At 43.9% G+C, this 22,256-nt stretch carries 19 protein-coding genes; 13 read left to right on the top strand and 6 right to left on the bottom strand.

All coding sequences use genetic code 11. The annotated features are described in order from the left end of the window. The first annotated feature begins 169 nt into the window (after positions 1 to 169). Together rlmF and RM556_RS10105 are read left to right on the top strand one after the other, a co-directional pair. Positions 170 to 1,093 carry a 23S rRNA (adenine(1618)-N(6))-methyltransferase RlmF gene (gene rlmF, locus RM556_RS10110; RefSeq protein ID WP_311374518.1) on the top strand — a complete coding sequence of 308 codons (924 nt, stop codon included), beginning with the start codon at positions 170 to 172 and terminating at the stop codon, positions 1,091 to 1,093. A 36-nt stretch (positions 1,094 to 1,129) separates the two neighbouring features. After that, entirely contained in the window at positions 1,130 to 2,365 is a 1,236-nt protein-coding gene (locus tag RM556_RS10105) for an RDD family protein (protein ID WP_311374517.1), read from the top strand. Positions 2,366 to 2,372: 7 nt separating this feature from the next. Here the strand turns inward: RM556_RS10105 and RM556_RS10100 are convergent, their stop codons facing one another. Further along, positions 2,373 to 3,536, bottom strand: a complete 1,164-nt coding sequence (locus tag RM556_RS10100) for a DNA-binding transcriptional regulator (protein ID WP_311361231.1) — start codon at positions 3,534 to 3,536, stop codon at positions 2,373 to 2,375. A 277-nt stretch (positions 3,537 to 3,813) separates the two neighbouring features. On the opposite strand from RM556_RS10100, the gene xylB reads away from it, so the two are divergent. From xylB to RM556_RS10085, 3 genes are all read left to right on the top strand, one after another. Then, the gene (xylB, locus tag RM556_RS10095; protein WP_311374516.1) at positions 3,814 to 5,325 is read left to right on the top strand and encodes a xylulokinase; all 1,512 of its coding nucleotides are present in this window, start codon (positions 3,814 to 3,816) and stop codon (positions 5,323 to 5,325) included. Then, a complete protein-coding gene (xylA, locus tag RM556_RS10090) occupies positions 5,322 to 6,656 on the top strand; it encodes a xylose isomerase (protein ID WP_311374515.1) in 1,335 nt (444 codons plus the stop codon). The genes xylB and xylA overlap by 4 nt, the downstream gene beginning before the upstream one ends. Positions 6,657 to 6,757: 101 nt before the next feature. Beyond that, complete coding sequence (locus tag RM556_RS10085; RefSeq protein WP_311361228.1) at positions 6,758 to 7,360, top strand: LysE/ArgO family amino acid transporter; 603 nt, start codon at positions 6,758 to 6,760, stop codon at positions 7,358 to 7,360. A 20-nt stretch (positions 7,361 to 7,380) separates the two neighbouring features. On the opposite strand, the gene RM556_RS10080 is transcribed toward RM556_RS10085, so the two are convergent. The 5 genes from RM556_RS10080 to glnA all read right to left on the bottom strand — a co-directional run bounded on the left by RM556_RS10080 (position 7,381) and on the right by glnA (position 12,898). Continuing rightward, complete coding sequence (locus RM556_RS10080) at positions 7,381 to 7,998, bottom strand: prepilin-type N-terminal cleavage/methylation domain-containing protein (protein WP_311374514.1); 618 nt, start codon at positions 7,996 to 7,998, stop codon at positions 7,381 to 7,383. 174 nt (positions 7,999 to 8,172) lie between these two features. Further along, on the bottom strand, positions 8,173 to 9,582 hold the full coding sequence (glnG, locus tag RM556_RS10075; RefSeq protein WP_311361226.1) for a nitrogen regulation protein NR(I): 1,410 nt from the start codon (positions 9,580 to 9,582) through the stop codon (positions 8,173 to 8,175). Next, a complete protein-coding gene (glnL, locus tag RM556_RS10070; RefSeq protein WP_311361225.1) occupies positions 9,575 to 10,672 on the bottom strand; it encodes a nitrogen regulation protein NR(II) in 1,098 nt (365 codons plus the stop codon). The genes glnG and glnL overlap by 8 nt, the downstream gene beginning before the upstream one ends. Positions 10,673 to 10,797: 125 nt before the next feature. After that, on the bottom strand, positions 10,798 to 11,343 hold the full coding sequence (locus tag RM556_RS10065) for a DUF4124 domain-containing protein (RefSeq protein WP_311361224.1): 546 nt from the start codon (positions 11,341 to 11,343) through the stop codon (positions 10,798 to 10,800). A 145-nt stretch (positions 11,344 to 11,488) separates the two neighbouring features. Continuing rightward, on the bottom strand, positions 11,489 to 12,898 hold the full coding sequence (gene glnA / locus RM556_RS10060; protein ID WP_311361223.1) for a glutamate--ammonia ligase: 1,410 nt from the start codon (positions 12,896 to 12,898) through the stop codon (positions 11,489 to 11,491). A 156-nt stretch (positions 12,899 to 13,054) separates the two neighbouring features. On the opposite strand from glnA, the gene RM556_RS10055 reads away from it, so the two are divergent. The 8 genes from RM556_RS10055 to cphA all read left to right on the top strand — a co-directional run bounded on the left by RM556_RS10055 (position 13,055) and on the right by cphA (position 22,249). Then, the gene (locus RM556_RS10055) at positions 13,055 to 13,219 is read left to right on the top strand and encodes a hypothetical protein (protein WP_311374513.1); all 165 of its coding nucleotides are present in this window, start codon (positions 13,055 to 13,057) and stop codon (positions 13,217 to 13,219) included. Between the two features lie 162 nt (positions 13,220 to 13,381). Beyond that, on the top strand, positions 13,382 to 14,014 hold the full coding sequence (locus RM556_RS10050) for a YceI family protein (RefSeq protein ID WP_311374512.1): 633 nt from the start codon (positions 13,382 to 13,384) through the stop codon (positions 14,012 to 14,014). A 10-nt stretch (positions 14,015 to 14,024) separates the two neighbouring features. Beyond that, positions 14,025 to 14,624 carry a cytochrome b gene (locus RM556_RS10045; protein ID WP_311361220.1) on the top strand — a complete coding sequence of 200 codons (600 nt, stop codon included), beginning with the start codon at positions 14,025 to 14,027 and terminating at the stop codon, positions 14,622 to 14,624. After that, the gene (locus RM556_RS10040) at positions 14,617 to 15,177 is read left to right on the top strand and encodes a YceI family protein (protein ID WP_311374511.1); all 561 of its coding nucleotides are present in this window, start codon (positions 14,617 to 14,619) and stop codon (positions 15,175 to 15,177) included. Before RM556_RS10045 ends, RM556_RS10040 begins: the two co-directional genes overlap by 8 nt. Positions 15,178 to 15,329: 152 nt before the next feature. Beyond that, the gene (typA, locus tag RM556_RS10035; protein ID WP_311361218.1) at positions 15,330 to 17,159 is read left to right on the top strand and encodes a translational GTPase TypA; all 1,830 of its coding nucleotides are present in this window, start codon (positions 15,330 to 15,332) and stop codon (positions 17,157 to 17,159) included. A 135-nt stretch (positions 17,160 to 17,294) separates the two neighbouring features. Beyond that, on the top strand, positions 17,295 to 18,443 hold the full coding sequence (gene iadA, locus RM556_RS10030) for a beta-aspartyl-peptidase (protein ID WP_311361217.1): 1,149 nt from the start codon (positions 17,295 to 17,297) through the stop codon (positions 18,441 to 18,443). A 5-nt stretch (positions 18,444 to 18,448) separates the two neighbouring features. Then, positions 18,449 to 19,267, top strand: coding sequence for a cyanophycinase (locus RM556_RS10025; RefSeq protein ID WP_311374510.1), 819 nt, complete (start codon positions 18,449 to 18,451; stop codon positions 19,265 to 19,267). Positions 19,268 to 19,429: 162 nt separating this feature from the next. After that, on the top strand, positions 19,430 to 22,249 hold the full coding sequence (gene cphA, locus RM556_RS10020) for a cyanophycin synthetase (RefSeq protein ID WP_311374509.1): 2,820 nt from the start codon (positions 19,430 to 19,432) through the stop codon (positions 22,247 to 22,249). The last annotated feature ends 7 nt before the right edge of the window (positions 22,250 to 22,256 follow it).

The following is a 22,256-nucleotide window of genomic DNA, read 5'->3' as shown; positions in this document are numbered from 1 at the left end:
CACTTGCAAAGAGACCAATCAAAACTATTTATGCCTGCATAGTTTATTTGATAATAGTTTCTTCCACGCAGCTTCCACTCTGGATATACAAGCAGCTAAAGGCTATAGTTCGTATTAAGACAAACACGGGCTATCCACCCAGCTTGAATATGAGCATCTGAAAGTAATTATGCATCCGCGCAATCCCCATAAAACTGGTTATGACTTCGAGCAATTGGCAAAGGCTTATTCACCTTTAAGTGTGCATTTAGCTCCAAAACCAGATGGTAAAATGACGATCGATTTTGCCCAACCTGCTGCAGTAAAAAGCCTCAATGCAGCTCTATTAAGCCATTATTATCAAGTGCACTTTTGGGATATTCCAGACGGCTACCTTTGTCCTGCTGTGCCAGGGCGAGCTGACTATATTCATGGTATTGCCGATTTGTTAGCGGCAACTTTACAGGAACCAGAAAACAATAAAACGCTGCCTTCTGGTAAAAATATTAGAGGACTTGATATCGGTACTGGGGCGAACCTTATTTATCCTATTATTGGTAGCCAAAGCTATGGCTGGCAAATGATGGGTACTGATGTTCACGAGCCTTCGTATCAAAGTGCAAAGGTAATTGCCAAATCGAATAAAAACCTAAGTAAACTGGTAAAAGTGAAGCTGCAAAAGGCAGGAAGTATTCTGAACGGGATAATACAAAGCGATGAATATTACACCTTCACAATGTGTAACCCGCCCTTTCATGAATCTGCCTCAGCAGCCATGTCTGGTAGCCGAAAGAAAAATAAAAACCTTGCTCGACATGCTCATAAGCGTCGAGGTGGTGAATCCAGTGCGAGTAATAGAGATAACTTAAACTTTGGTGGCCAGCACAATGAGCTATGGTGTGAAGGTGGCGAGTTTGCTTTCGTTAAACAAATGCTTAAGGAAAGCCAAGCATTCGCGGGCCAAGTTGAGTGGTTTACTTCCCTTCTTTCCAAAAAGGACTCTGTTTATGGCTTGGAAAAATTTGCAAAACAATTGGGCGTGAGTGATTGGCGTGTCATCAACATGAGCCAAGGCGCAAAAGCCAGCCGATTTATTGCTTGGCGTTTTCAATAAATACTTTTAAGCTTAGAGTCGACAAAGGAAGGGACTATGGCATCTTCAAAAAAAAATAATAAAACGAACGAAGAAAACCCACAACAGTCATTCGATCTCGATGCACCCGTGGAAGAGACGGTTGAGCCTAAAGCCGAGCCAGAAGTAGAGGTAGAAGTAGACGCTACGCTTAATCGCGATAGTGAACTATCGGAGCCTGTCGCTATTGACTATGAGCCAATCCCAGACAAAGACAATAAACAAGAAAACAATGATACTTCGCCAAGTTTAGATGACGAACTGACAAAAGAAGAAACACGCGAAATTGTTACACCATACGCATTTACCGTCGCTCCCGACTTATTAGGTCAACCGCTGGCAACACCCACCCGCAGAGGCGTTGCGATCCTTATCGATTTATTTCTAATTAGTGTGCTTACCGGACTCAGTTCATTAGTCTTCGCCGGTTTTGTTGCCATGACTTTCTTCAAGGCTGGCGATCGTTTAAAGCAGCAAAAGAGATTCAACAAGATGAGACTTGCCTTACGAGGCACTGCCGCTTTTCTTATTTTCACTATCGTATTTGTCATTATTGGCGACATGGGTGATGAGAGTAAAGTAAGCACGTCAGTTAGTGCCGAAGAACAGGAAGCAGAGAAAAAGCAAAATATGCAAAGTTTACTCGACCTTGCGGCCTTCCTGGTAGATATTAAATGCGACAATGGCGATAGTGAGTGCCAACTTAATTATGCTGAGGGTTTAGCGATAGCGGCCGCGGCTATGGAGGCTCCAGTAGAGGACATTAAAGCCACAACGGCTGATTTAGTCTCACAAAAAGAATGGAGTGAGGAAACAAAGTCCCTATTTATAAGGCAGTTTGAAGCCACCTTAGAAGAGGAAAAGAATGCTTATAAAGACGATGTGCTGGAAATTACTCAAGCCCAAGAAATAGAACCTAAAAAGGATAATGCCGTCTACAGTATTATCGAATGGACTAAAGGATTGATGTCTGATTTAGGCATTGGTTTAGGATGGGCTGCGCTGTACTTCAGTGTTTTCACTGCCTGGTGGCGCGGACAAACCTTAGGTAAGAAAATCGTGGGTATTGAGGTTGTGAAACTTGACGGTAACTATCCTAATTTGTGGGAAAGCTTTGGTCGATATGGCGGTTACGGCGCTGGATTTGCGACGGGTTTACTGGGCTTTCTACAAGTTTATTGGGACCCAAACCGTCAAGCCATCCAGGACAAAATTTCGGAAACCTTGGTGTTACGCTTAGGTCGAAAAAACTAGTTCCGTCTTATAACTTATCTCGATATTCTTTTGGTGTTTCACCAAAATGCTTTTTGAATACCGCATACATGTATTGTAAGGACGGATAACCTGCCGCTTTTGCAATTTCTTGCGTCGACATATCCTTATTTTCTAGCAGGGCACATGCTGTGTTGAGTTTTTCTTGGTGAAGCTCAAAGTGAATGCTATGACCACGTTCTTGACGAAAACGACTTTCTAAATTGGATCGTGAAATACCGACAAAAGCTAAGACTTGATCGACCTTAATCCCCCTACACGCATTCTGCCGAATATAATGCATTGCTTGGATCACGAAAGGGTCCTGTAAGGCTTTGAAGTCAGTGCTCTGGCGCTGCACAACACCCACCGGCGGAACAGTGACTATCTTGTGCTTTAAAGTAGGGTTCTCGATTCGACGGTGCAAGAGTTTTGCTGCTTGAAACCCCATATCAAAACAACCTTGTGTCACCGAACTCAGGCTAATGCGACTGAGATTCCGAGCGATATCATCATCATCAATACCGACAATCGATATTTGATCTGGAACGACTTTGCCAATATGGTCACACGCCTGTAAAAGATGACGAGCGCGAGCATCCGTCACTGAAATAATACCAACTGGATTAGGTAAGGTTTGCAACCATTCTGACAGACGGTTCATGCTGTACTGCCAAGTCTCAGGGCGAGTTGAGTGGCCACGATAAATTGCACATTCATATCCATCTGCTTGGCATAACTCAACAATTGCACGCTCTCGCTCGGTTGCCCAACGATGATTCACATCGAGAGGAAAACCGTAAAAGGCAAAACGCTCTAAACCTTTCGACTTTAAATGTTCATAGGCCAATTTAATCACTTGGTAATTATCTGTGGCAACATACGGTACATTCGGATAGTCGGCTTCATCGCGATATGAACCACCTACTCCTACAACAGGAATATTGACCCCTCGCAAGGCGTTTTGAATATTGGTATCGTCAAAATCCGCAATGATCCCTTTGCAAGCCCACGTATTGACATTGTCTAAACGCGCCAAGAAGTCTTCTTCAAGGTAAACATCCCAATTCACTTTAGAAGATTGCAAGTAATGCCCGACGCCCTCTATTACTTGGCGATCGTAAACTTTGTTCGCATTGAACAATAAGGTAATGCTATGACGAGTTGAAAACATTGGTACTTCCTATCTCCTTTTTTAGCTAATTCCTAATTTAGCTAATTCCAGCTTCAGCCATTTGTGACCATAACTCAAAGCAGAGAGTCTGTTTCGCGGTCATCTGGTAATTATGATTTTTAAACATGACCGATAGTAATATGAAAAAAAATAAATAACACGCCTCAAACAGATTACGAAAATTAATTATCAAATTTCGTAATTGCTAGTCATTAGGGGATCTTCAAAGATGTATTAAGGAAACAGCGTATCCAAAAATTAAAGGCGGTATTGAGCTATGTATATGGGAATCGACTTAGGCACTTCCGGTGTCAAAGTAATCATTACCAGTGAATGTGGAGATATTCTCGATTCCGCTTCAGCACCCGTTGCGATATCTAGACCACACGCCTTGTGGTCAGAACAAAACCCCCAAGACTGGTGGACGGCCACTAATAACGCAATACAAACACTCTCGTCCCGCATTGATTTACGCGATGTCAAAGCAATGGGTATCGCTGGACAAATGCATGGCGCGACACTCCTAGATGGCAACGATCAAATCATTCGCCCTGCTATTTTGTGGAATGACGGACGCTGTGAAGCCCAATGCAAAGATATTGAAGAAAGCGTTAGCACTAGCCGGGAAATTACCGGCAACATCATGATGCCAGGGTTCACTGCCCCAAAGCTTAGGTGGGTTCAACAAAACGAGCCCGAAAACTTCGCAAGGATTGCCAAAGTCCTGCTGCCCAAAGACTACTTGCGTTTTCTACTCAGTGGTAAATACATCTCCGACATGTCTGATGCCGCTGGCACATTATGGATGGATACCAGAAAAAGACAATGGGATACCACTCTACTGGCAGCGTGCGGGCTCACTACAGAACACATGCCTGAGCTGGTTGAAGGCAATCAAATTAGTGCTTACCTTGATAAAAGTATTGCCGAGCAATGGGGCATGCAAAGTATTCCGATTGTGGGTGGCGCAGGTGACAATGCAGCGGGTGCTGTTGGCGTAGGTTTGGTTCATGCTGGACAAGCAATGCTATCTCTTGGAACGTCTGGCGTGTACTTTGTCGTAACCGACGGGTTCCAAGCTAATCCAGATTCTGCGGTGCATAGCTTTTGTCATGCTCTTCCTCAGAAATGGCACTTGATGTCGGTATTGCTAAGTGCAGCAAGTTGCCTTCAATGGTATGCCGACAAGATTGCACAAAAACCTGTTTCTCAACTATTGTCCGAGTTGGATGTGGCATTGAAGAATGAATCTAGCGACTTATCGAACGACAGCATCAGGCGATCGCCTTTGATATTCCTGCCTTATTTAAGTGGCGAACGAACACCTCATAATGATGCATCAGCCACCGGCAGTTTTTTTGGTCTCACACATGACACATCACAAGCACACCTGACTTACGCTGTCTTAGAAGGTGTTAGTTTAGCTTTTGCTGATGCAGTAGATGCGCTTGAAGCGAGTTTTGTCAAAAATCAAGCTTTACCAGAAGAAGTGACACTGATTGGAGGCGGTGCAAAGAGCCGCCTATGGCGACAGTTGTTAGCTACCGTTTTAGATAAAAAGCTCTGTTTTAGAGAAGGTGGTGAAGTCGGTCCCTCTCTCGGCGCGGCCAGGCTCGCTCAATTAGCGGTAGATACAGAAAAAACTATCGACCAAATATGCCCGCAACCGGCACTCATCGAAGAATATCATCCTGATAGTACATTTTTGGATTGGTACAAACAAAAACGAACAACATTCAAAGCGCTATATACCGCGACTAAGCCATTAAATAATAAGGACAAGCAGTGACTACTCACAAGCCAAACTCATATTTCAAAGACATTGAAAAAATTAAATTTGAAGGTACGTCATCTGACAATCCTTTAGCCTTTCATCACTATAATCCAGACGAGCTAGTGCTGGGTAAATCAATGAAAGATCACTTGCGCTTCGCTGCTTGTTATTGGCATAACATGTGTTGGGATGGGGCTGATGTATTCGGACAAGGAACATTTGGTCGACCGTGGTTACAGCCCGGTGAACCAATGCAGCGCGCAATGGAAAAAGCCGATGCTGCTTTTGATTTCTTTCACAAACTGAGTATTCCTTATTATTGTTTTCATGATGTTGATGTGGCGCCAGAAGGTCACTCCATTAAAGAATACACAGAAAACTTCGCCCGCATGACCGACGTATTAGAAGCCAAACAAGAAGAAACAGGTTTAAAGCTTTTATGGGGCACAGCCAACTTATTCAGCAATCCTCGATATGCTGCTGGCGGCGCAACTAACCCTAACCCTGAGGTTTTCTCTTACGCTGCAACTCAAGTCATGCAAGCCATGAATGCAACGAAGCGTTTGGGTGGTGAAAACTATGTATTATGGGGTGGTCGTGAAGGCTACGAAACTATCCTCAACACCGACCTCCGTCAAGAACGCGAGCAATTAGGTCGTTTCATGCAGATGGTGGTGGAGCACAAGCACAAAATAGGGTTTACAGGTACCTTATTGATTGAGCCGAAACCCCAAGAACCAACTAAGCATCAGTATGACTATGACAGTGCCACGGTATATGGCTTTTTGAAGCAGTTTGGTATTGAAGAAGAGTTTAAGATGAATATCGAAGCTAATCATGCAACGCTTGCCGGACACTCTTTCCATCATGAAATTGCCACTGCGATTTCACTCGGTATTTTCGGTAGTATCGATGCGAACCGAGGCGATGCACAAAACGGTTGGGATACTGATCAATTCCCAACGGCTGTCGATGAGCTTAGTTTAGTGATGTATGAAATCCTTAAATCAGGGGGCTTCCAAACCGGTGGTTTGAATTTTGATTGTAAGCTTCGTCGTCAGAGTTCAAGCCCTGCAGATCTTTTCCATGGTCATATTGGTGGCATGGACCATATGGCACTCGCACTGAAGAAGGCAGCAGCCATTCTTCAAGACGATTTCCTTGCCGAAAAAGTCGCACAACGCTATGCAGGTTGGAGCTTACCTTTAGGACAATCCATCATGAGTGGAAAAGAATCATTGGCGTCACTCGCTAAACTAGCAAGCACTAATAACTTGAATCCACAGCATGTATCTGGCGAACAAGAATTGTTAGAAAATAAAGTGAATCGAATCTTATTTGGGTAAAGTAAAAACCTCGGTTAACTCAGCGTAAACAAACTCTACTTCAAAAAAACCGTATCCCTGCTATATTGCTGGCTACGGTTTTTTTTATACATGGACGTCACATGGATCTATCGGTTGCACTCGCTGGTTTTGCTTTAGGGATTTCTCTCATTCTAGCGATTGGCGCACAAAATGCGTTTGTATTGAAACAAGGTTTGAAGCGAGAGCATGTGTTTGCTGTTTGTTTCATTTGTGCATTATCTGACGCAGTCCTGATTTCTGCTGGGGTCGCCGGCTTTGGCGCCATCGTAAAGCAGTTTCCACTTATCGAGCAGATTTCTCGCTACGCTGGCGCTGCTTTTTTGCTGGTCTATGCGGCACTGAGTTTTAAATCGGCGCTGACCACTAACCATAAATTAGAAGCTAAAGGTAAAGCGGTCGGTAGTTTAGTAACAGCTTTATTAACTTGCCTGGCTTTTACTTGGTTAAACCCGCATGTGTATTTAGATACTGTGGTCTTGCTAGGATCGATTTCTACGCAGTATGAAGGTCAACAACTCGCCTTTGGAATGGGCGCTGTTATTGCGTCATTTGTGTTTTTCTTTTCACTCGGATACGGCGCTCGATTGCTCATCCCAGTATTCAAAAACCCCAACGCATGGAAGATATTAGAAGGCATCATCGGTTTAGTCATGTTGCTCTTGGCCATCAATCTATTGATTTAACACACTTTGCGCAATGTAACTTACGAATAGCAACCAGTAGTCACAGTTTCGACTTCTTTGTAATCAAGAAAACCACCGGCACCGAGTGCAAAAGCATAATAAGTAAAACACATATCGTTCAGGGTGTAGCCTTTCGGGAAGAAAAAAATACCGTAGCCACTTTTGCCGCTGATGATGGTGTTCATTCTTAAGTTATCAACAACGCAGAATTCTGAGCTTGTACATTCTGTATCGAGTTGGGTGGGACCGCGACCTACAAAGTTGAAATCACCCACGAGCAGTTGTTCAAATCCGTTAGCCCAAATCTCTCTAGGCACGCCTTGGTTATAAATCGTCAAGGTTAGTCCATCGAAATTGAACGATGTACCACTACCGCCACCAGCAGTAACGCGCGTCTGACCTTCAATATTTGCTTTGGCTTGAATATTTCGTACCGCGGTCGTTAAGCTGGCTTCCACCCCTTTCAAAGAAGCAACTTTGGCATCAGTGGCGAAATCAAAAAAACGAGGCACGGCAATAACAGACATTATTCCCATAATAACTAAGGTAACTATGAGTTCTATGAGGGTAAAACCCCTTTGTTTGTACCCTACTTTTGAACATAAAGAGGAATTTGCACTAGCGACTATTTGACTCATGAAACACTGTCCTTGCGAATAGAAGTAAAGGTCACAGCGACGTGGCACTGTATTACTCAGGAAAGTGTATAGGATGACGCATCGAAACTCGAGACAAGAGGCGTATACCCATCAATAACCGGGTATACGCCTTGCACAATTTTGGCATCACGGAGAGAAAAGTTGAAGCGACTTTTATAACTCCAAATCTAACTCTTTTAATTTGCGAGTGAGGGTATTTCTTCCCCACCCTAACTTCTTCGCCGCGTCCTGCTTGTGACCGTGTGTATATTTCAGGGCTCGTTCTAATAATATTTTCTCAAAGGTATGGACAGCGTCTCCCAAGATATTATCTTTACCTGAGCTTAACTGCTCATCAGCCCAATGCGACAATAGCGAAGTCCAATCATCAACTTGAGATTGTGAACTATGCTCCTCAGGCGTTGACATCAGCTCTGGTGGCAAATCGTTAGGATGGATCTCTTGTCCGCTTGCCATGACCGTTAACCAACGACAGGTATTCTCAAGCTGACGCACATTACCCGGCCAAGTTAACTGAGTGAGCGTTTTAGCAGCTTGCTTACTCAGCACTTTGCCTTCAACACCGAGTTCTTTTGAAGCCTTACCAAGGAAGTGTTCAGCCAACAAAGGAATATCTTCTCTCCGCTCGTTTAGCGATGGAATGTGAATTCTAATGACATTCAGACGGTGATATAAATCTTCCCTAAACTTACCCTCAGCGACACGCTTTTCGAGATTTTGATGAGTCGCTGCAATAATACGCACATCAACACTGACAGGATTATGTCCGCCGACTCGATAGAATTGACCATCGGCAAGTACTCGCAATAAGCGAGTTTGCACATCGATGGGCATATCACCTATTTCATCTAAAAAGAGCGTACCGCCATCTGCTTGCTCGAATCGCCCTTGCCTCGCGGCAGCTGCGCCCGTGAAAGCCCCTTTTTCATGTCCAAATAGTTCTGATTCGACTAAATCTGCGGGAATTGCAGCCATATTCAAAGCAACAAAGGTATTTGCAGCACGTGGGCTATGTTTATGCAAAGCGTGCGCGACAAGTTCTTTACCCGTGCCAGATTGACCATTAATCAACACACTAATGGACGAGCGGGATAAACGGCCCACTGCACGAAACACTTCTTGCATTGCTGGCGCTTCACCAATGATTTCTGCGCTCGGGTTTACCGGTGCAACTTGCTTTAATTTACTTTGTTCGTTGGCATGCTCAATAGCACGCTTGGTAAGGGTAACCGCTTCATCCACATCAAATGGCTTTGGCAGATATTCAAATGCGCCGCCTTGATAAGCATTAACTGCACTGTCTAAATCAGAATGCGCTGTCATGATAATGACCGGCATATCGGGGTAGTGCTGATGAATCTCTTGAAGTAATGTCATCCCATCCATTTGAGGCATTCTTACATCTGAAATCACAATCTGCGGAGCTTGCCCTGACTGGATCTGAAGTAATAAGTCTTCTGGGTTTTCAAAGCTCACACATGCAATATTGGCCGCTTGTAGCGCTTTTTGAAGCACCCAGCGAATTGAACTGTCGTCATCGACAATCCATACAGGTTCATTCATTGCTATTCGTCCTTTTTTCTATCGGTAAATAGAGCGTAAATTCGGTGTAGCCAGGATAACTTTCTACATCTATTTTGCCGTTATGATGATCGGTTAAGGTTTGCGCAATTGACAAACCTAATCCATTTCCGTTTTGTTTAGAGGTAACCATGGGATAAAAAACAGTGTCTTTTAGCTCTCTCGGAATACCCGGTCCATTGTCAATAATACTGATGAGGGCACACAGTCCATGCCGCTTACCTTTGATCACAGACTGCCTTTCAATTCTGGTTTTTAAAGTAATACACGCTTCAGGTGTCTCTGATGACATCAAGGCCTGCATGCTATTGCGTGCAATATTGAGTAGCGCTTGCTGTACCATGTCGGGATCCACATACATATCGGGAATAGAGACATCGTAATCACGAGCAAAAGCGATGTTATGACTAATATCCAATTCAATCACTGAGCGCACTTTTTCGATGATTTCATGGATATTTACCCATTTCAGCTGCGGTAATGAATTCGGTCCTAGCAACCTGTCGACAAGAGAGCGCAGGCGATCTGATTGGTCTACGATCATTTGCGTAAACTCTTTGTGATCAGGGTTAGTGAGTTCTTTCTCGAGAAGCTGCGCGGCTCCTCGAATGCCACCAAGCGGATTTTTAATTTCATGCGCTAAGCCTCGAACAAGCTCTCTGGCAGCTTGCTGCTGAGCATGTTGCTGAGTTTCTTGCGTAATTTTCTTTTGTTTATCAATTTGTCTTATTTCGAGCAACATTAAACGTTGATCATCAATATCAAAACAAGTCGCGGTGATATCAGTAAGAACACATCGGCCATCTTTGAAACACAGTTGTACTTCGGTTTCACTGAAATCTTCGCGGTTACGCAGCGCGTCTTCAAACGTTGCTCGCTCAATACCATCTTCAATAAAGAACTCATAAAACTTGCGATCATGAATTTGCTTTAAGCCCGTTTCGAGCAGGGCAAGAGCCGCATCATTAACATATAAGATATCAAAGTGTTCATCCATTATGATAACCACTGTTTTCAGCATATTGCGCAGCTGAATAGGTGACAAATTGAGAGCGGCTAAACGGTCGTCCATAAAATCCCCATGCTATGCACCATAATCGTGCAACGCACTATCATAATCGTTTTCCCCGTCTACGTCTGCACCCAAATGAATGCACTATAAATGTGAAGCTTGTCAGTGACGTAGCGCGGTAAAACCTAATTAACGTTATTTTGTGGCTTGATTAACACAGAAGGTTTGTGAATAAAAAAGCGTCTTACTTCAGACGATGCAATTACCTTGCCTGAAGTTGCGACGAAATTTATTTGATAGGAATATTCGCCTCTAGGTAAATCTTTAATCAAGAAGCTACCTGAGCTAGAGCGGAGTTTTTTATCATGTAAAGACAGTTCATAGTGCCCCGCGGCGCGCGGAGACAAGTCAGCAGAGATACTCACGTTACCCGTTGTATTGCGAATAGTCGCTTCAGGGCTTGGTGCTAGAATACTTAAATTGTATTGAACCTGAGGCTTCTGCGTGATGACCTTATTCGTCTTTGTTTTTACAGTGGGGTTTTGCACAACTGTCGTAGTGTTCGAAGCAAAATCGACTTCAATGGCACCTGGACTTGGTGTGTCAGAATAAGTAATTGTCCCATCTTCATTAATCGTCTTATAAATCTTACCTGCAAGGGCTGGGGTCGCTAGCACAAGCGTGCCAACGAGCATGGATATAAGTGATTTTGAAACAATACTTTTCTTCATATTATTAGTGTAGCGTCTTCCGCGCAAAAAAAAAGCCTGTATAAACAGGCTTTAGTATAAAAATTTATATTTAGTGGGTGCTCTTATCAACGCACCTTGCCTCTATCATAGATATATCGGCTATTTACACTAAATAATGAAGTCCTTAAACGCTGTAGTACATTTCGAACTCAACTGGGTGAGTTGTCATGTTCAGTTTCTCAACTTCTTCAGCTTTAAGTGCAATGTAAGCATCGATCATATCGTCGCTCATTACGCCGCCAGCAGTTAAGAATTCGCGATCAGCATCAAGTGCAGCTAGTGCTTCTTCAAGTGAACTTGCTACTTGAGGAATTTGTGCCGCTTCTTCAGCTGGTAGGTCATATAGATCTTTATCCATAGAGTCACCAGGGTGAATTTTGTTTTTGATCCCGTCAAGGCCAGCCATCAACATAGCAGTAAATGCTAAGTAAGGGTTTGCAGTTGGGTCAGGGAAACGTACTTCGATTCGACGCGCTTTATCGCTTGTTACGAAAGGAATACGGATAGAAGCAGAACGGTTACGCGCTGAGTAAGCTAGCATAACTGGAGCTTCGAAGCCCGGGACCAAACGCTTGTAAGAGTTTGTCGATGCATTTGCGAAAGCGTTGATTGCTTTAGCATGCTTAATGATACCGCCAATGTAGAACAAGGCTTCTTCAGACAAACCAGCATACTTATCACCCGCGAAGATGTTTTTGCCATCTTTACCGATTGATTGGTGGCAGTGCATGCCTGAACCATTATCACCCACTAGTGGCTTCGGCATAAATGTCGCTGTTTGACCGTATGCATCTGCAACGTTATGAACAACGTACTTATAAATTTGGATTTCGTCAGCTTTCTTAACCATCGTGTTGAATTGGCAAGCGATTTCGTTTTGGCCTGCGGTTGCAACTTCGTGGTGATGCGCTTCAACAACTAAGCCCATTTCTTCCATTACCAAGCACATTGCTGTACGAGTATCGTGAGCTGAATCGACTGGAGCTACTGGGAAGTAACCACCTTTAACGCCTGGACGGTGGCCTTTGTTTCCGCCTTCAAACTCAGCACCTGAGTTCCAAGAAGCTTCTTCTGCATCAATCTTATAGAAAGAGCCAGACATATCAGTATGGAAACGAACATCGTCAAACAAGAAGAACTCTGGCTCTGGGCCAAACAACACAGTGTCACCGATGCCAGTAGACTTCAAATACTCTTCAGCACGCTTTGCAACTGAACGTGGATCACGGTCATAACCTTGCATCGTTGAAGGCTCTAAGATGTCACAAGTGATGTTGACTTGTGGCTCTTCTGAGAATGGGTCAAGTACTGCGGTAGACGCGTCTGGCATTAATACCATGTCAGATTCGTTAATGCCTTTCCAGCCAGCAATTGAAGAACCGTCGAACATTTTGCCTTCTTCAAAGAAGTCTTCGTCGATTTGGTGAGTAGGGATTGATACGTGCTGCTCTTTTCCCTTGGTGTCTGTGAAGCGCAAATCAACAAATTTCGCTTCGCTTTCTTTAATTAGTTCTAATGCCGACTCAATTGACATAATGTCCTCCAATGTGTGAATGTCCTTGTACTATCAAAGCACAAATCTTAAAACGCTTTCGTAGATACCTTAGTTAAAACGGTTCGCTCGTGTAAGGAACTTGTTTACAGAATAATAATCGTACAAAACAGCGGTTAATGACTATAAGCGATAATCATGCCACTTAGCAATCAAATAAATAGGCCTGAAAACACTGACCTGCATACGATCGTTACTGATTTAGCATCCTCAGCACTGCACTATCATGGCGCACCATTGGATCATGTTGGTGCAGCCAATTCTGTAGATTGTGTATTAGCCACAAAAGTCAGACGACTGTGACAAATACAAAAAATCATAGGTCTATTCACGGCATCTTAACGTATGTGATTTATCTATGTTATGACAGTATCATGAATATATGATAGGAAGTCATAAACTATTATCATGTAGAAGCGTTGTTTTTTTGTGTGACACTTCTTATAAAAATTAAAAGGTAATAATATGAAATTTATAAAAATCGCCACGCTCGCCATTAGCTTGAGTTTAGTCGGATGTATCTCATGGGTTTTCGCAAAAAGCCCGTTCAACGACATGCCAGAAGGAAACTACGCCGTTGATCTAACGCATGCTTCAATTGTTTGGAAGGTGTCTCACCTTGGTTTATCTGACTACGTTGCTCGTTTTGCTGACTTCGATGCCAATATCGATTTTGACCCCAGTGATATTAGCAAATCAAAAGTGACAGCAACAATAAACCCGATGTCTATTCAAACGGCCTACCCTAAGGCTGACGAAAAAGACTTCGACAAAGTACTAGCAACAGAAAAAGGCTGGTTCAATGCAGGTGAATTCGCGTCTATAACGTTTTCTTCAAGTTCAATCAAAATGACCAATGATACCAGCGCAATAATGACGGGAGAGCTGAGCTTTTTAGGAGTGGTAAAACCTGTCGAGTTAGACGTTACGTTTAACGGTGCAATGCTGCGCCAGCCATTCAGTGGAAAGCCAACCATGGGATTTTCAGCAAGTACGGTGATAAAACGTTCAGAATGGGGAATGAGTAAATACGTACCGAGTATTGGCGATGACGTTGAGGTGATGATTGAAGGTGAGTTTGTTAAATCAGACGACTAGGATAACAGCAATGCCATCAGCACCTAAAAACCGCTACCATAGCCTAAGCATTATGTTGCACTGGAGCATCGCCTTGGGCTTACTTTTCATGTTCGCCAGCGGTTTATATATGGTTTATGCCGATATCAGCAAAGCTGATCAGTATAAACTATTTCAAATACACAAGGCCGCAGGCGTTATTATGCTATGGGCCATTTTGCTGCGTGTTGGCGTTAAAATCTTTATCAAAGCGCCTGCAGAGCCAACAGAATTTAATCAGAATGATATACAGAAAGCCAAACTCGGCCATATTGGTCTATATTGTGTATTAGTTGTCATGCCGCTATCGGGATGGGTGATGGTGTCAGCGAGCCCTTTCGGTCTACCTACCTTTGTATTTGTTGATTGGATAAAGTGGCCTCATATCCCAGGTATTGCTCGCAATAAAACAGTGGAAACCGTGGCTAACTATACACATTGGATAAATGCTATTGTGATGAGTGTACTGGTTGTCGGGCATATTGCCGCTGTCATTTGGCACAAGCGTCGGCATCGCGTGAATTTACTGAGCAGAATGTGGTGGACTGCAAATACAGAAGCTAAAAAGCAAGGAAAAAATAGCAATGAATAAACTTAGACTCACCTTCAACAATGCCAAAATCGGACTCATTTGGGCAGTGGCTTTAGTATTTCTAAGTCTACAGGTAAATGCTGATGAGCCACTTAACGTAGATAACAGCAATAGCACTGTGAGATTCGCTGGTGAACATGCCGGAATGAAATTTGAGGGTATTTTCGAAAAATGGTCAGCCAAGTTAGTCTTACCGCCAAATGACGCCCCATCAATAAAAGCGGACTTCGATTTGCGCTCAGCAAAAACCGGCGACTCAACTTATGACAATACCCTACCAGAGGGTGATTGGTTTGATGTTGAGAACCACCCCAAAGGAAAATTTGTCAGTACGAAGATTGAGAAAAAAGGCGATAATTATGAGGTGAGTGGTGACCTGAGCCTACGAGGCCTTACCCACCCTGTATCTTTTGTGCTCATTAGCAAAGGTGATAAACTTGAAGCAAGTTTCGACATTGACAGACTCAAGTACAAAATTGGCATGGACTCAGACCCAGACGCTGAGTGGGTGAGCCAAATAATTAAAATGAATATGCTACTTAACGTAAACTAGCAGCCTATTTCTCTGCACTTTATGAACAATTTGTGATTTTTACGCCGAAAACGATAAAGTTATTCGCTAATTGAACAATAACTCTGTACAATCCGCGCCCAACAATCCTAGGGTGATTTTTCCCTGCGTATTATATTTTTTGAGAGTAAAACATGTCTTCATCCATTGCAAATTTGCGCAACATAGCAATCATAGCGCACGTCGACCACGGTAAAACAACCCTAGTTGACAAACTTCTTCAACAATCAGGCACATTGGAAAGCCGCGGCGAAGCCGAAGAACGTGTAATGGATTCGAACGATATCGAAAAAGAACGTGGTATTACGATCTTAGCCAAAAACACAGCTATCAACTGGAACGAGTACAGAATCAATATCGTTGATACTCCTGGGCACGCCGATTTCGGAGGTGAAGTTGAGCGTGTTATGTCAATGGCTGACTCAGTATTGCTTTTGGTTGATGCACAAGAAGGGCCAATGCCACAAACGCGTTTCGTGACGCAAAAAGCATTTGCTCAAGGCCTTAAGCCAATCGTTGTTGTTAACAAAATTGATAAGCCAGGCGCTCGTCCAGACTGGGTAATTGACCAAGTTTTCGATCTGTTCGATAACTTAGGTGCTACCGACGACCAATTAGACTTCAATGTCGTTTACGCTTCAGCGCTTAACGGCTGGGCATCTTTGGATGCAGACACGCCAAGCGATGACATGACACCATTGTTCCAAGCTATTGTTGACCAAGTTGCTGCACCAGACGCTGATCCAAATGGCGGTTTCCAAATGCAGATTTCTCAGCTTGACTATAACTCTTACGTTGGTGTTATCGGTGTCGGCCGCATCACGCGTGGTACTGTTAAAGTGAATCAACAAGTCACTATCGTTAACGCTGCTGGTGAAAAGCGTAATGGAAAAGTAGGTAAAGTATTAGGGTATCTTGGTCTTGACCGTCATGACGTTGATTCTGCAGCAGCAGGTGACATCATCGCGATAACAGGTTTAGGTGAGCTTAAGATTTCTGACACCATTTGTGATGTCAACGAAGTTGAAGCACTTCCTCCATTGTCAGTTGATGAACCAACAGTCACCATGACTTTCCAAGTCAACACCTCTCCTTTCGCAGGTAAAGAAGGCAAGTATGTTACTTCACGTAACATCCTAGAGCGTCTTCAAAACGAATTGGTTCATAACGTAGCTTTGCGTGTTGAAGAAATGGAAGATCCGGACAAGTTCCGCGTTTCAGGTCGTGGCGAACTTCACTTAGGTATTCTTATCGAGAACATGCGCCGTGAAGGATACGAATTGGCAGTATCTCGCCCAGAAGTTATCTTAAAAGAAGAGAATGGCCAATTGATGGAACCATACGAAACCCTAACGGTTGACGTAGAAGAGCCACATCAAGGCGCTATGATGGAACAGCTTGGTTTGCGTAAAGCAGAAATGACCAACATGTCTCCAGATGGTAAAGGCCGTGTAAGAATCGACTTTATTATCCCAAGTCGCGGTTTGATTGGCTTCCAAACAGACTTCATGACCATGACGTCTGGGTCTGGATTGTTGTATCATACATTTGATCATTACGGTCCGCACAAAGGTGGCAATATTGGTCAACGTAAGAACGGTGTATTGATTGCTAACGCAACAGGTAAAGCACTAACTAACGCATTATTTAACCTGCAAGAACGTGGTCGCTTGTTTATTGGCCATGGTATTGAAGTTTACGAAGGTATGGTGATTGGTATTCACAGTCGTGACAACGACCTTACTGTTAACGCGCTTAAAGGTAAGCAACTAACTAACGTTCGTGCATCTGGCACCGATGAAGCACAAACCTTAGTTCCACCAATCATTTACACACTTGAGCAAGCGCTTGAATTCATCGATGATGACGAACTTGTTGAAGTAACACCGCAGTCAGTTCGTATTCGTAAGAAGCTATTGACTGAAAACGAACGTAAGCGTGCTAGTCGTCCCAAGAAAGACTAAGGCTGACTTCACCTCAAAAAAAAGACCTTAGACGGTCTTTTTTTTTGCTCTATCTAAAACAATGATGTGTTTTTATTGTTATAAACAGTAGAATGCGACCAACCAGCTAATCACAATAAACAGAGCCAATATACAGTGATCACTATCATCAAAAATGCCAATGTCTATTCGCCTTCGTCCCTAGGTTTACAACATATTGTGATCGCTGAAAACAAGATTGTTTATATGGGTGACACGCTACCTGAGCTGAATATAGAACATGAAGTACTTGATGCTAATGGCTGTGAGTTATTACCTGGGTTTGTGGATGGTCATACTCATATCACCGGTGGCGGTGGTGAAGCAGGTTTTTCAACTCGCGTTCCACCGGTACCTTTGAGCAAATTTACGCGCGCTGGAGTGACGACAGCGGTGGGTTTACTCGGCACAGACGATACAACCCGCAGCACTGAATCGTTAGTAGCCCAAGTGTATGCGTTGCGTGAAGAAGGCTTTTCAGCCTACTGTTACACTGGCGGTTATCATTTACCACCGACGACACTAACAGGTTCGGTGAAAACCGATATTGTGTTTATTGAACCTGTTATTGGTGTTGGTGAGCTGGCAATCAGCGACCATCGTTCTAGCCAACCCACTTTAAATGAATTATTGAAAATTGCTTCCGAAGCCCACGTCGCACGCTTGATGACAGGAAAAGCCGGAATGTTGCACTTGCACCTTGGTGATGGGAAACGTGGCCTAGAACTCATTCGACAAGCATTGGACACAGCTGAAATACCCGCAAGAACTTACAACCCGACACATATTAATCGCCAACGCTTTCTATTTGAAGAAGCGTGTGAGCTTGCAAAAAGAGGATGTTGGGTTGATGTTACTGCGTTTGAGACTGGCAAGGTGGGATTTGAGCCAGGTGAAGCCTTACTCCGATACATGCAGCAAGATTTACCCCAAGATAAATTGACGATTAGTTCGGATGGCGGTGGTTGCTTACCTGATTTTAATTGTGATGGCAGTTTACGCAAAATGGACTTTGCCGATTCACAGTCAATGACGGACATTTTTTACGAGCTGATAGACGACGGCCAAAAGATAGAGGACTTTCTGCCTTTCTTTACTTTGAACGTTGCAAAATTAATGAACTTCCATCAAAAAGGACGAATTGAAGTAGGCGCAGATGCCGACCTCATCATTCTAAACAAACAAAAACGTATCGAACACGTCATGGCAATGGGCCGCTGGCATGTTAGAGACAACCAACAAACCCTTAAAGGTACATTCGAGTAAATATTATGCCCTCTCCTACTATAGAAGGCACCAAAAGGGGATTCGTTATTCCTATTGGTGGTGCTGAAGAAAAACTAGACAACCCAGAAATTCTTGCGAAGTTCGTTGAGCTATCTGGCGGAAAAGATGCTGTGATAACAATTATACCCACGGCTTCACAACTGGATGATACGGGTCCTCGCTATCAAAAGATTTTTGAAGAGATTGGCGTGAAGAAAACCTATTCTTTGCCAATTACTGAGCGCAGTGATGCACAGAAAGAAGAGTATGTTTCTATCTTAGAAAAGAGCACCGGTATTTTCGTCACTGGCGGAAATCAACTAAGGCTTTCTACCATTTTGGGGGGCACTCCAATTGCGAAGTGTATTCGTCAATTGAATGCAAAAGGTGTTAACTACGCAGGTACTTCTGCAGGTGCCGCTATTGTCTCTCAGCACATGATCACCGGTGGAAGCACAGGCATTGTTCCTACTGAGGATGGCGTAAACTTGGCCCCAGGAATGGGCTTAATCAACACGATTGTTGTTGACCAACACTTTAATGAACGTAACCGTTTAGCCCGTCTATTATCTGCTGTTAGCTATAATCCCTTCTTAGTTGGAGTTGGACTCGATGAAGATACTGCTGCATTCATTGACCACAACAATGTTTTCACCGTAGTCGGCAGCGGTGCAATTACTGTCGTAGATCCCAGTGACATAGAGTATTCATCTATGGCAGAAGCTCGCACTGGTGATGCTCTCACCTTACTCAATTTAAAGGTTCACATTCTTGCTTCTGGTGGACGCTTCGATATAAGCGAGCGAAAGGCTTACGTAAGCTAGTAGCCAGCACTTTTATGGTGCAATCCCTTGGTAGATAAAGAAAAAACTCTAAAAGGTAGCGTAAGCTACCTTTTTTATGTAGTTTAGATTGATAAAAATAAAATCAAATGCTTCTTCATCAAAAAACGCAGCGGCATCAGAAGAGTAAAGGGAATCGTCACAGTGAAAATTTTAAACAAGAGTGTTTTTGTCGGACCAAATGTCTATGCTAACTTCCCTGTTATCTGCTACCAGATTGACCTAGGTGAGCTCGAAAAGTGGCCATCCGTTAAGCTAGGAACAGACTTTATTGAAGGTTTGGTAAAAGCGCTTCCGAGTTTGCAACAACATGGCTGCTCTTATGGTGAGGAAGGTGGTTTTTTACGCCGCTTGAGAGAAGATGAGGGAACGTGGATCGGCCACATTTGGGAACACGTCGCCATCGAGTTGCAGAATCTCGCGGGGTCACACGTAACCTTTGGTCGCACTCGCAGCTTGGAAAAGCCCGGCTGTTATTACGTTGTCTATCAATATCAACAGCGTGACGTGGGCCTTGAAGCTGGCACACTTGGTTTAAAGCTGTTGACACATTTGATGCCAAAGAATGTACAAGAAGCAATTGGGGCAGATATTGAAGAAGACTTCAATTTTGCAGATGAGCTCACTGATTTCATTAAAATGGCGCAACGTAAAGAGTTTGGGCCAAGCACTGCTTCGCTGGTTGCTGCCGCAGAACAAAGAGACATACCTTGGCTGCGTTTGAACAACTACAGTCTTGTACAGTTCGGACATGGAAAATACCAGCAACGTATTCAGGCGACTATCACTAGCGAAACAAAACATATCGCAGTGGAAATATCATGTGATAAAGAAGATACGCACAACCTCCTCAACGACTTGGGTTTACCTGTACCGCAACAGTTGATGATTTATAGCGATCGTCAGGCTATTAGAGCAGCAAAGCGCATTGGTTATCCCGTTGTACTAAAACCCCTCAATGCAAATCACGGTCGTGGCGTAAGTATCAATTTGACCACCGATGAACAGGTTGAATTGGCGTTCGCTGAAGCGCAAAAGCATGGCACGAGTCGCGCAGTTTTAGTGGAAAGCTATTTAACAGGCTATGACCACCGCATGCTGGTTGTAAACAATGAACTGGTTGCTGTCGCGAAGCGGGTGCCCGGTCATGTTGTTGGGAATGGTAAGGATAGCATTGAAAAACTCATAGAAATCGTCAACCTAGATCCTCGCCGCGGTGTTGGGCACGAAAAAGTGCTCACTCGTTTAGAGCTCGATACCCAAGCTGAAAGGCTGATGGAAGAAGGCGGTGTGAACAAAGACACAGTCTTAGAAGATGGGCAGGTATTCTTTTTACGCTCAACGGCTAACTTATCGACTGGCGGCACTGCTATCGATGTCACCGACATTGTGCACCCGGATAACAGAGACATGGCCATTCGAGCTATTCGCGCCATTGGCTTAGATATTGGTGGCGTTGACTTCCTCACTGACGATATTAGCCGTTCCTATAAAGAAATAGGCGGCGGTATTTGTGAATGTAATGCTGCTCCAGGTTTTAGGATGCACGTTGCACCCAGTGAAGGTCAACCTAGAGACGTGGCTGGTAAAGTCATGGACATGTTATTCCCTGCAGGCACAGATTCGCGTATCCCCGTGGCAGGTATCACTGGAACAAATGGTAAAACGACAACTTCACGCATGCTAGCAAGCATTATGAAAAGCGCTGGCTTTACCACAGGCATGACTTCAACCGATGGTGTCTATATCGATGGACATCTAACGGTGAAAGGCGATATGACTGGCCCCACTTCAGCACAAATAGTCTTGCGCGACCCTAGCGTTGATTTCGCTATTATGGAAACCGCTCGAGGTGGCATTGTAAAGCGAGGCTTGGGTTATAGCACATGTAATGTCGGTGCTTGTCTAAATATTTCCGCAGATCACCTTGGTCAACGCGGTGTTAATACACTTGAACAATTGGCGCAGATTAAACGTGTTGTTGTAGAGGTTGCGCAAGATTGTGTCGTGCTAAATGCAGATGACATTCACTGCTTGCAAATGGCCGAGTTCTGCCAAGCCAAACAGATTTGTTATGTCACGGTGGACTCTGGTCATGGCTTAGTTCGTGAACATATCCGTCAAGGCGGCATGGCCGTTGTGCTAGAAAAAGGTATAAACGGTGACATGATCACTATTTATGACAAAGGCGCCCATATTCCGCTACTTTGGACGCATTTAATCCCAGCGACGATAGAAGGCAAAGCAATGCACAATGTGCAGAACGCCATGTTTGCTACAGCAATGGCCTACAGTTTTGATACTTCTCTTGAAGATATTCGCCAAGGTTTACGTATTTTCAACACGTCTTTTTATCAAGCACCGGGTCGCTTAAATATTTTCGATGAGCATCCATTTAAAGTTATTCTAGATTACGCTCATAATCCTGCGGCAATCAAAACGATTACCGATTTAGCCGCCAGACTAGAAGTAAAAGGAAAGCGCCGCATTGTAATGGCAATGCCAGGTGATAGAAGAGACGAAGACATTATTGACGCGGCAAATAGTATCGCCTCTACTTTTGATACTTTTGTGTGTAAAGCAGATGATGATCGTCGAGGTCGTGGTCACGATGAAGTGCCTGAGTTGATTAAACGTACCTTGATGGCCGCAGGCGTTGACGAAGATTCAATCGAAGTGATTCCTAGTGAAGAAGAGGGTGTAGAAGCAGCCCTAAATAGTTGCCACCCTGGCGATTTATTGATTGTATTGGGCGACAACATTACGCGCTGTTGGAAACAGATAGTCCACTTCAATAACGCGACAGAGGTGCCTGAAGAAGGCAGTTCCGCTCCTTCTCAAGACTACCCAGAAAAGCTTTTCGCTCCGGTGGAAAATAAATTTGAGCTGCAGGAAGGCCAGCGCATTGTGCAAGACGATCGAGGTGTCCATATTGTTGTAGAGCGCGACGAGGAATCAGACTAGCTTTCAA

Origin of the sequence: Alteromonas sp. W364 (genome assembly GCF_031846205.1) — a bacterium.
GTDB lineage: Bacteria > Pseudomonadota > Gammaproteobacteria > Enterobacterales > Alteromonadaceae > Glaciecola > Glaciecola blandensis.
The sequence above is the reverse complement of the archived record's forward strand: the minus strand, read 5'-3'. Positions and strand labels throughout refer to the sequence as shown.

Bases quoted from the DNA above. Each gene is read 5' to 3' on its own strand.
- rlmF (WP_311374518.1), top strand. From the start codon at position 170: ATGCATCCGCGCAATCCCCATAAAACTGGTTATGACTTCGAGCAATTG.
- RM556_RS10105 (WP_311374517.1), top strand. From the start codon at position 1,130: ATGGCATCTTCAAAAAAAAATAATAAAACGAACGAAGAAAACCCACAA.
- RM556_RS10100 (WP_311361231.1), bottom strand. From the start codon at position 3,536: ATGTTTTCAACTCGTCATAGCATTACCTTATTGTTCAATGCGAACAAA.
- xylB (WP_311374516.1), top strand. From the start codon at position 3,814: ATGTATATGGGAATCGACTTAGGCACTTCCGGTGTCAAAGTAATCATT.
- RM556_RS10085 (WP_311361228.1), top strand. From the start codon at position 6,758: ATGGATCTATCGGTTGCACTCGCTGGTTTTGCTTTAGGGATTTCTCTC.
- RM556_RS10080 (WP_311374514.1), bottom strand. From the start codon at position 7,998: ATGAGTCAAATAGTCGCTAGTGCAAATTCCTCTTTATGTTCAAAAGTA.
- glnG (WP_311361226.1), bottom strand. From the start codon at position 9,582: ATGAATGAACCTGTATGGATTGTCGATGACGACAGTTCAATTCGCTGG.
- glnL (WP_311361225.1), bottom strand. From the start codon at position 10,672: ATGGACGACCGTTTAGCCGCTCTCAATTTGTCACCTATTCAGCTGCGC.
- RM556_RS10065 (WP_311361224.1), bottom strand. From the start codon at position 11,343: ATGAAGAAAAGTATTGTTTCAAAATCACTTATATCCATGCTCGTTGGC.
- glnA (WP_311361223.1), bottom strand. From the start codon at position 12,898: ATGTCAATTGAGTCGGCATTAGAACTAATTAAAGAAAGCGAAGCGAAA.
- RM556_RS10055 (WP_311374513.1), top strand. From the start codon at position 13,055: ATGCCACTTAGCAATCAAATAAATAGGCCTGAAAACACTGACCTGCAT.
- RM556_RS10050 (WP_311374512.1), top strand. From the start codon at position 13,382: ATGAAATTTATAAAAATCGCCACGCTCGCCATTAGCTTGAGTTTAGTC.
- RM556_RS10045 (WP_311361220.1), top strand. From the start codon at position 14,025: ATGCCATCAGCACCTAAAAACCGCTACCATAGCCTAAGCATTATGTTG.
- RM556_RS10040 (WP_311374511.1), top strand. From the start codon at position 14,617: ATGAATAAACTTAGACTCACCTTCAACAATGCCAAAATCGGACTCATT.
- typA (WP_311361218.1), top strand. From the start codon at position 15,330: ATGTCTTCATCCATTGCAAATTTGCGCAACATAGCAATCATAGCGCAC.
- RM556_RS10025 (WP_311374510.1), top strand. From the start codon at position 18,449: ATGCCCTCTCCTACTATAGAAGGCACCAAAAGGGGATTCGTTATTCCT.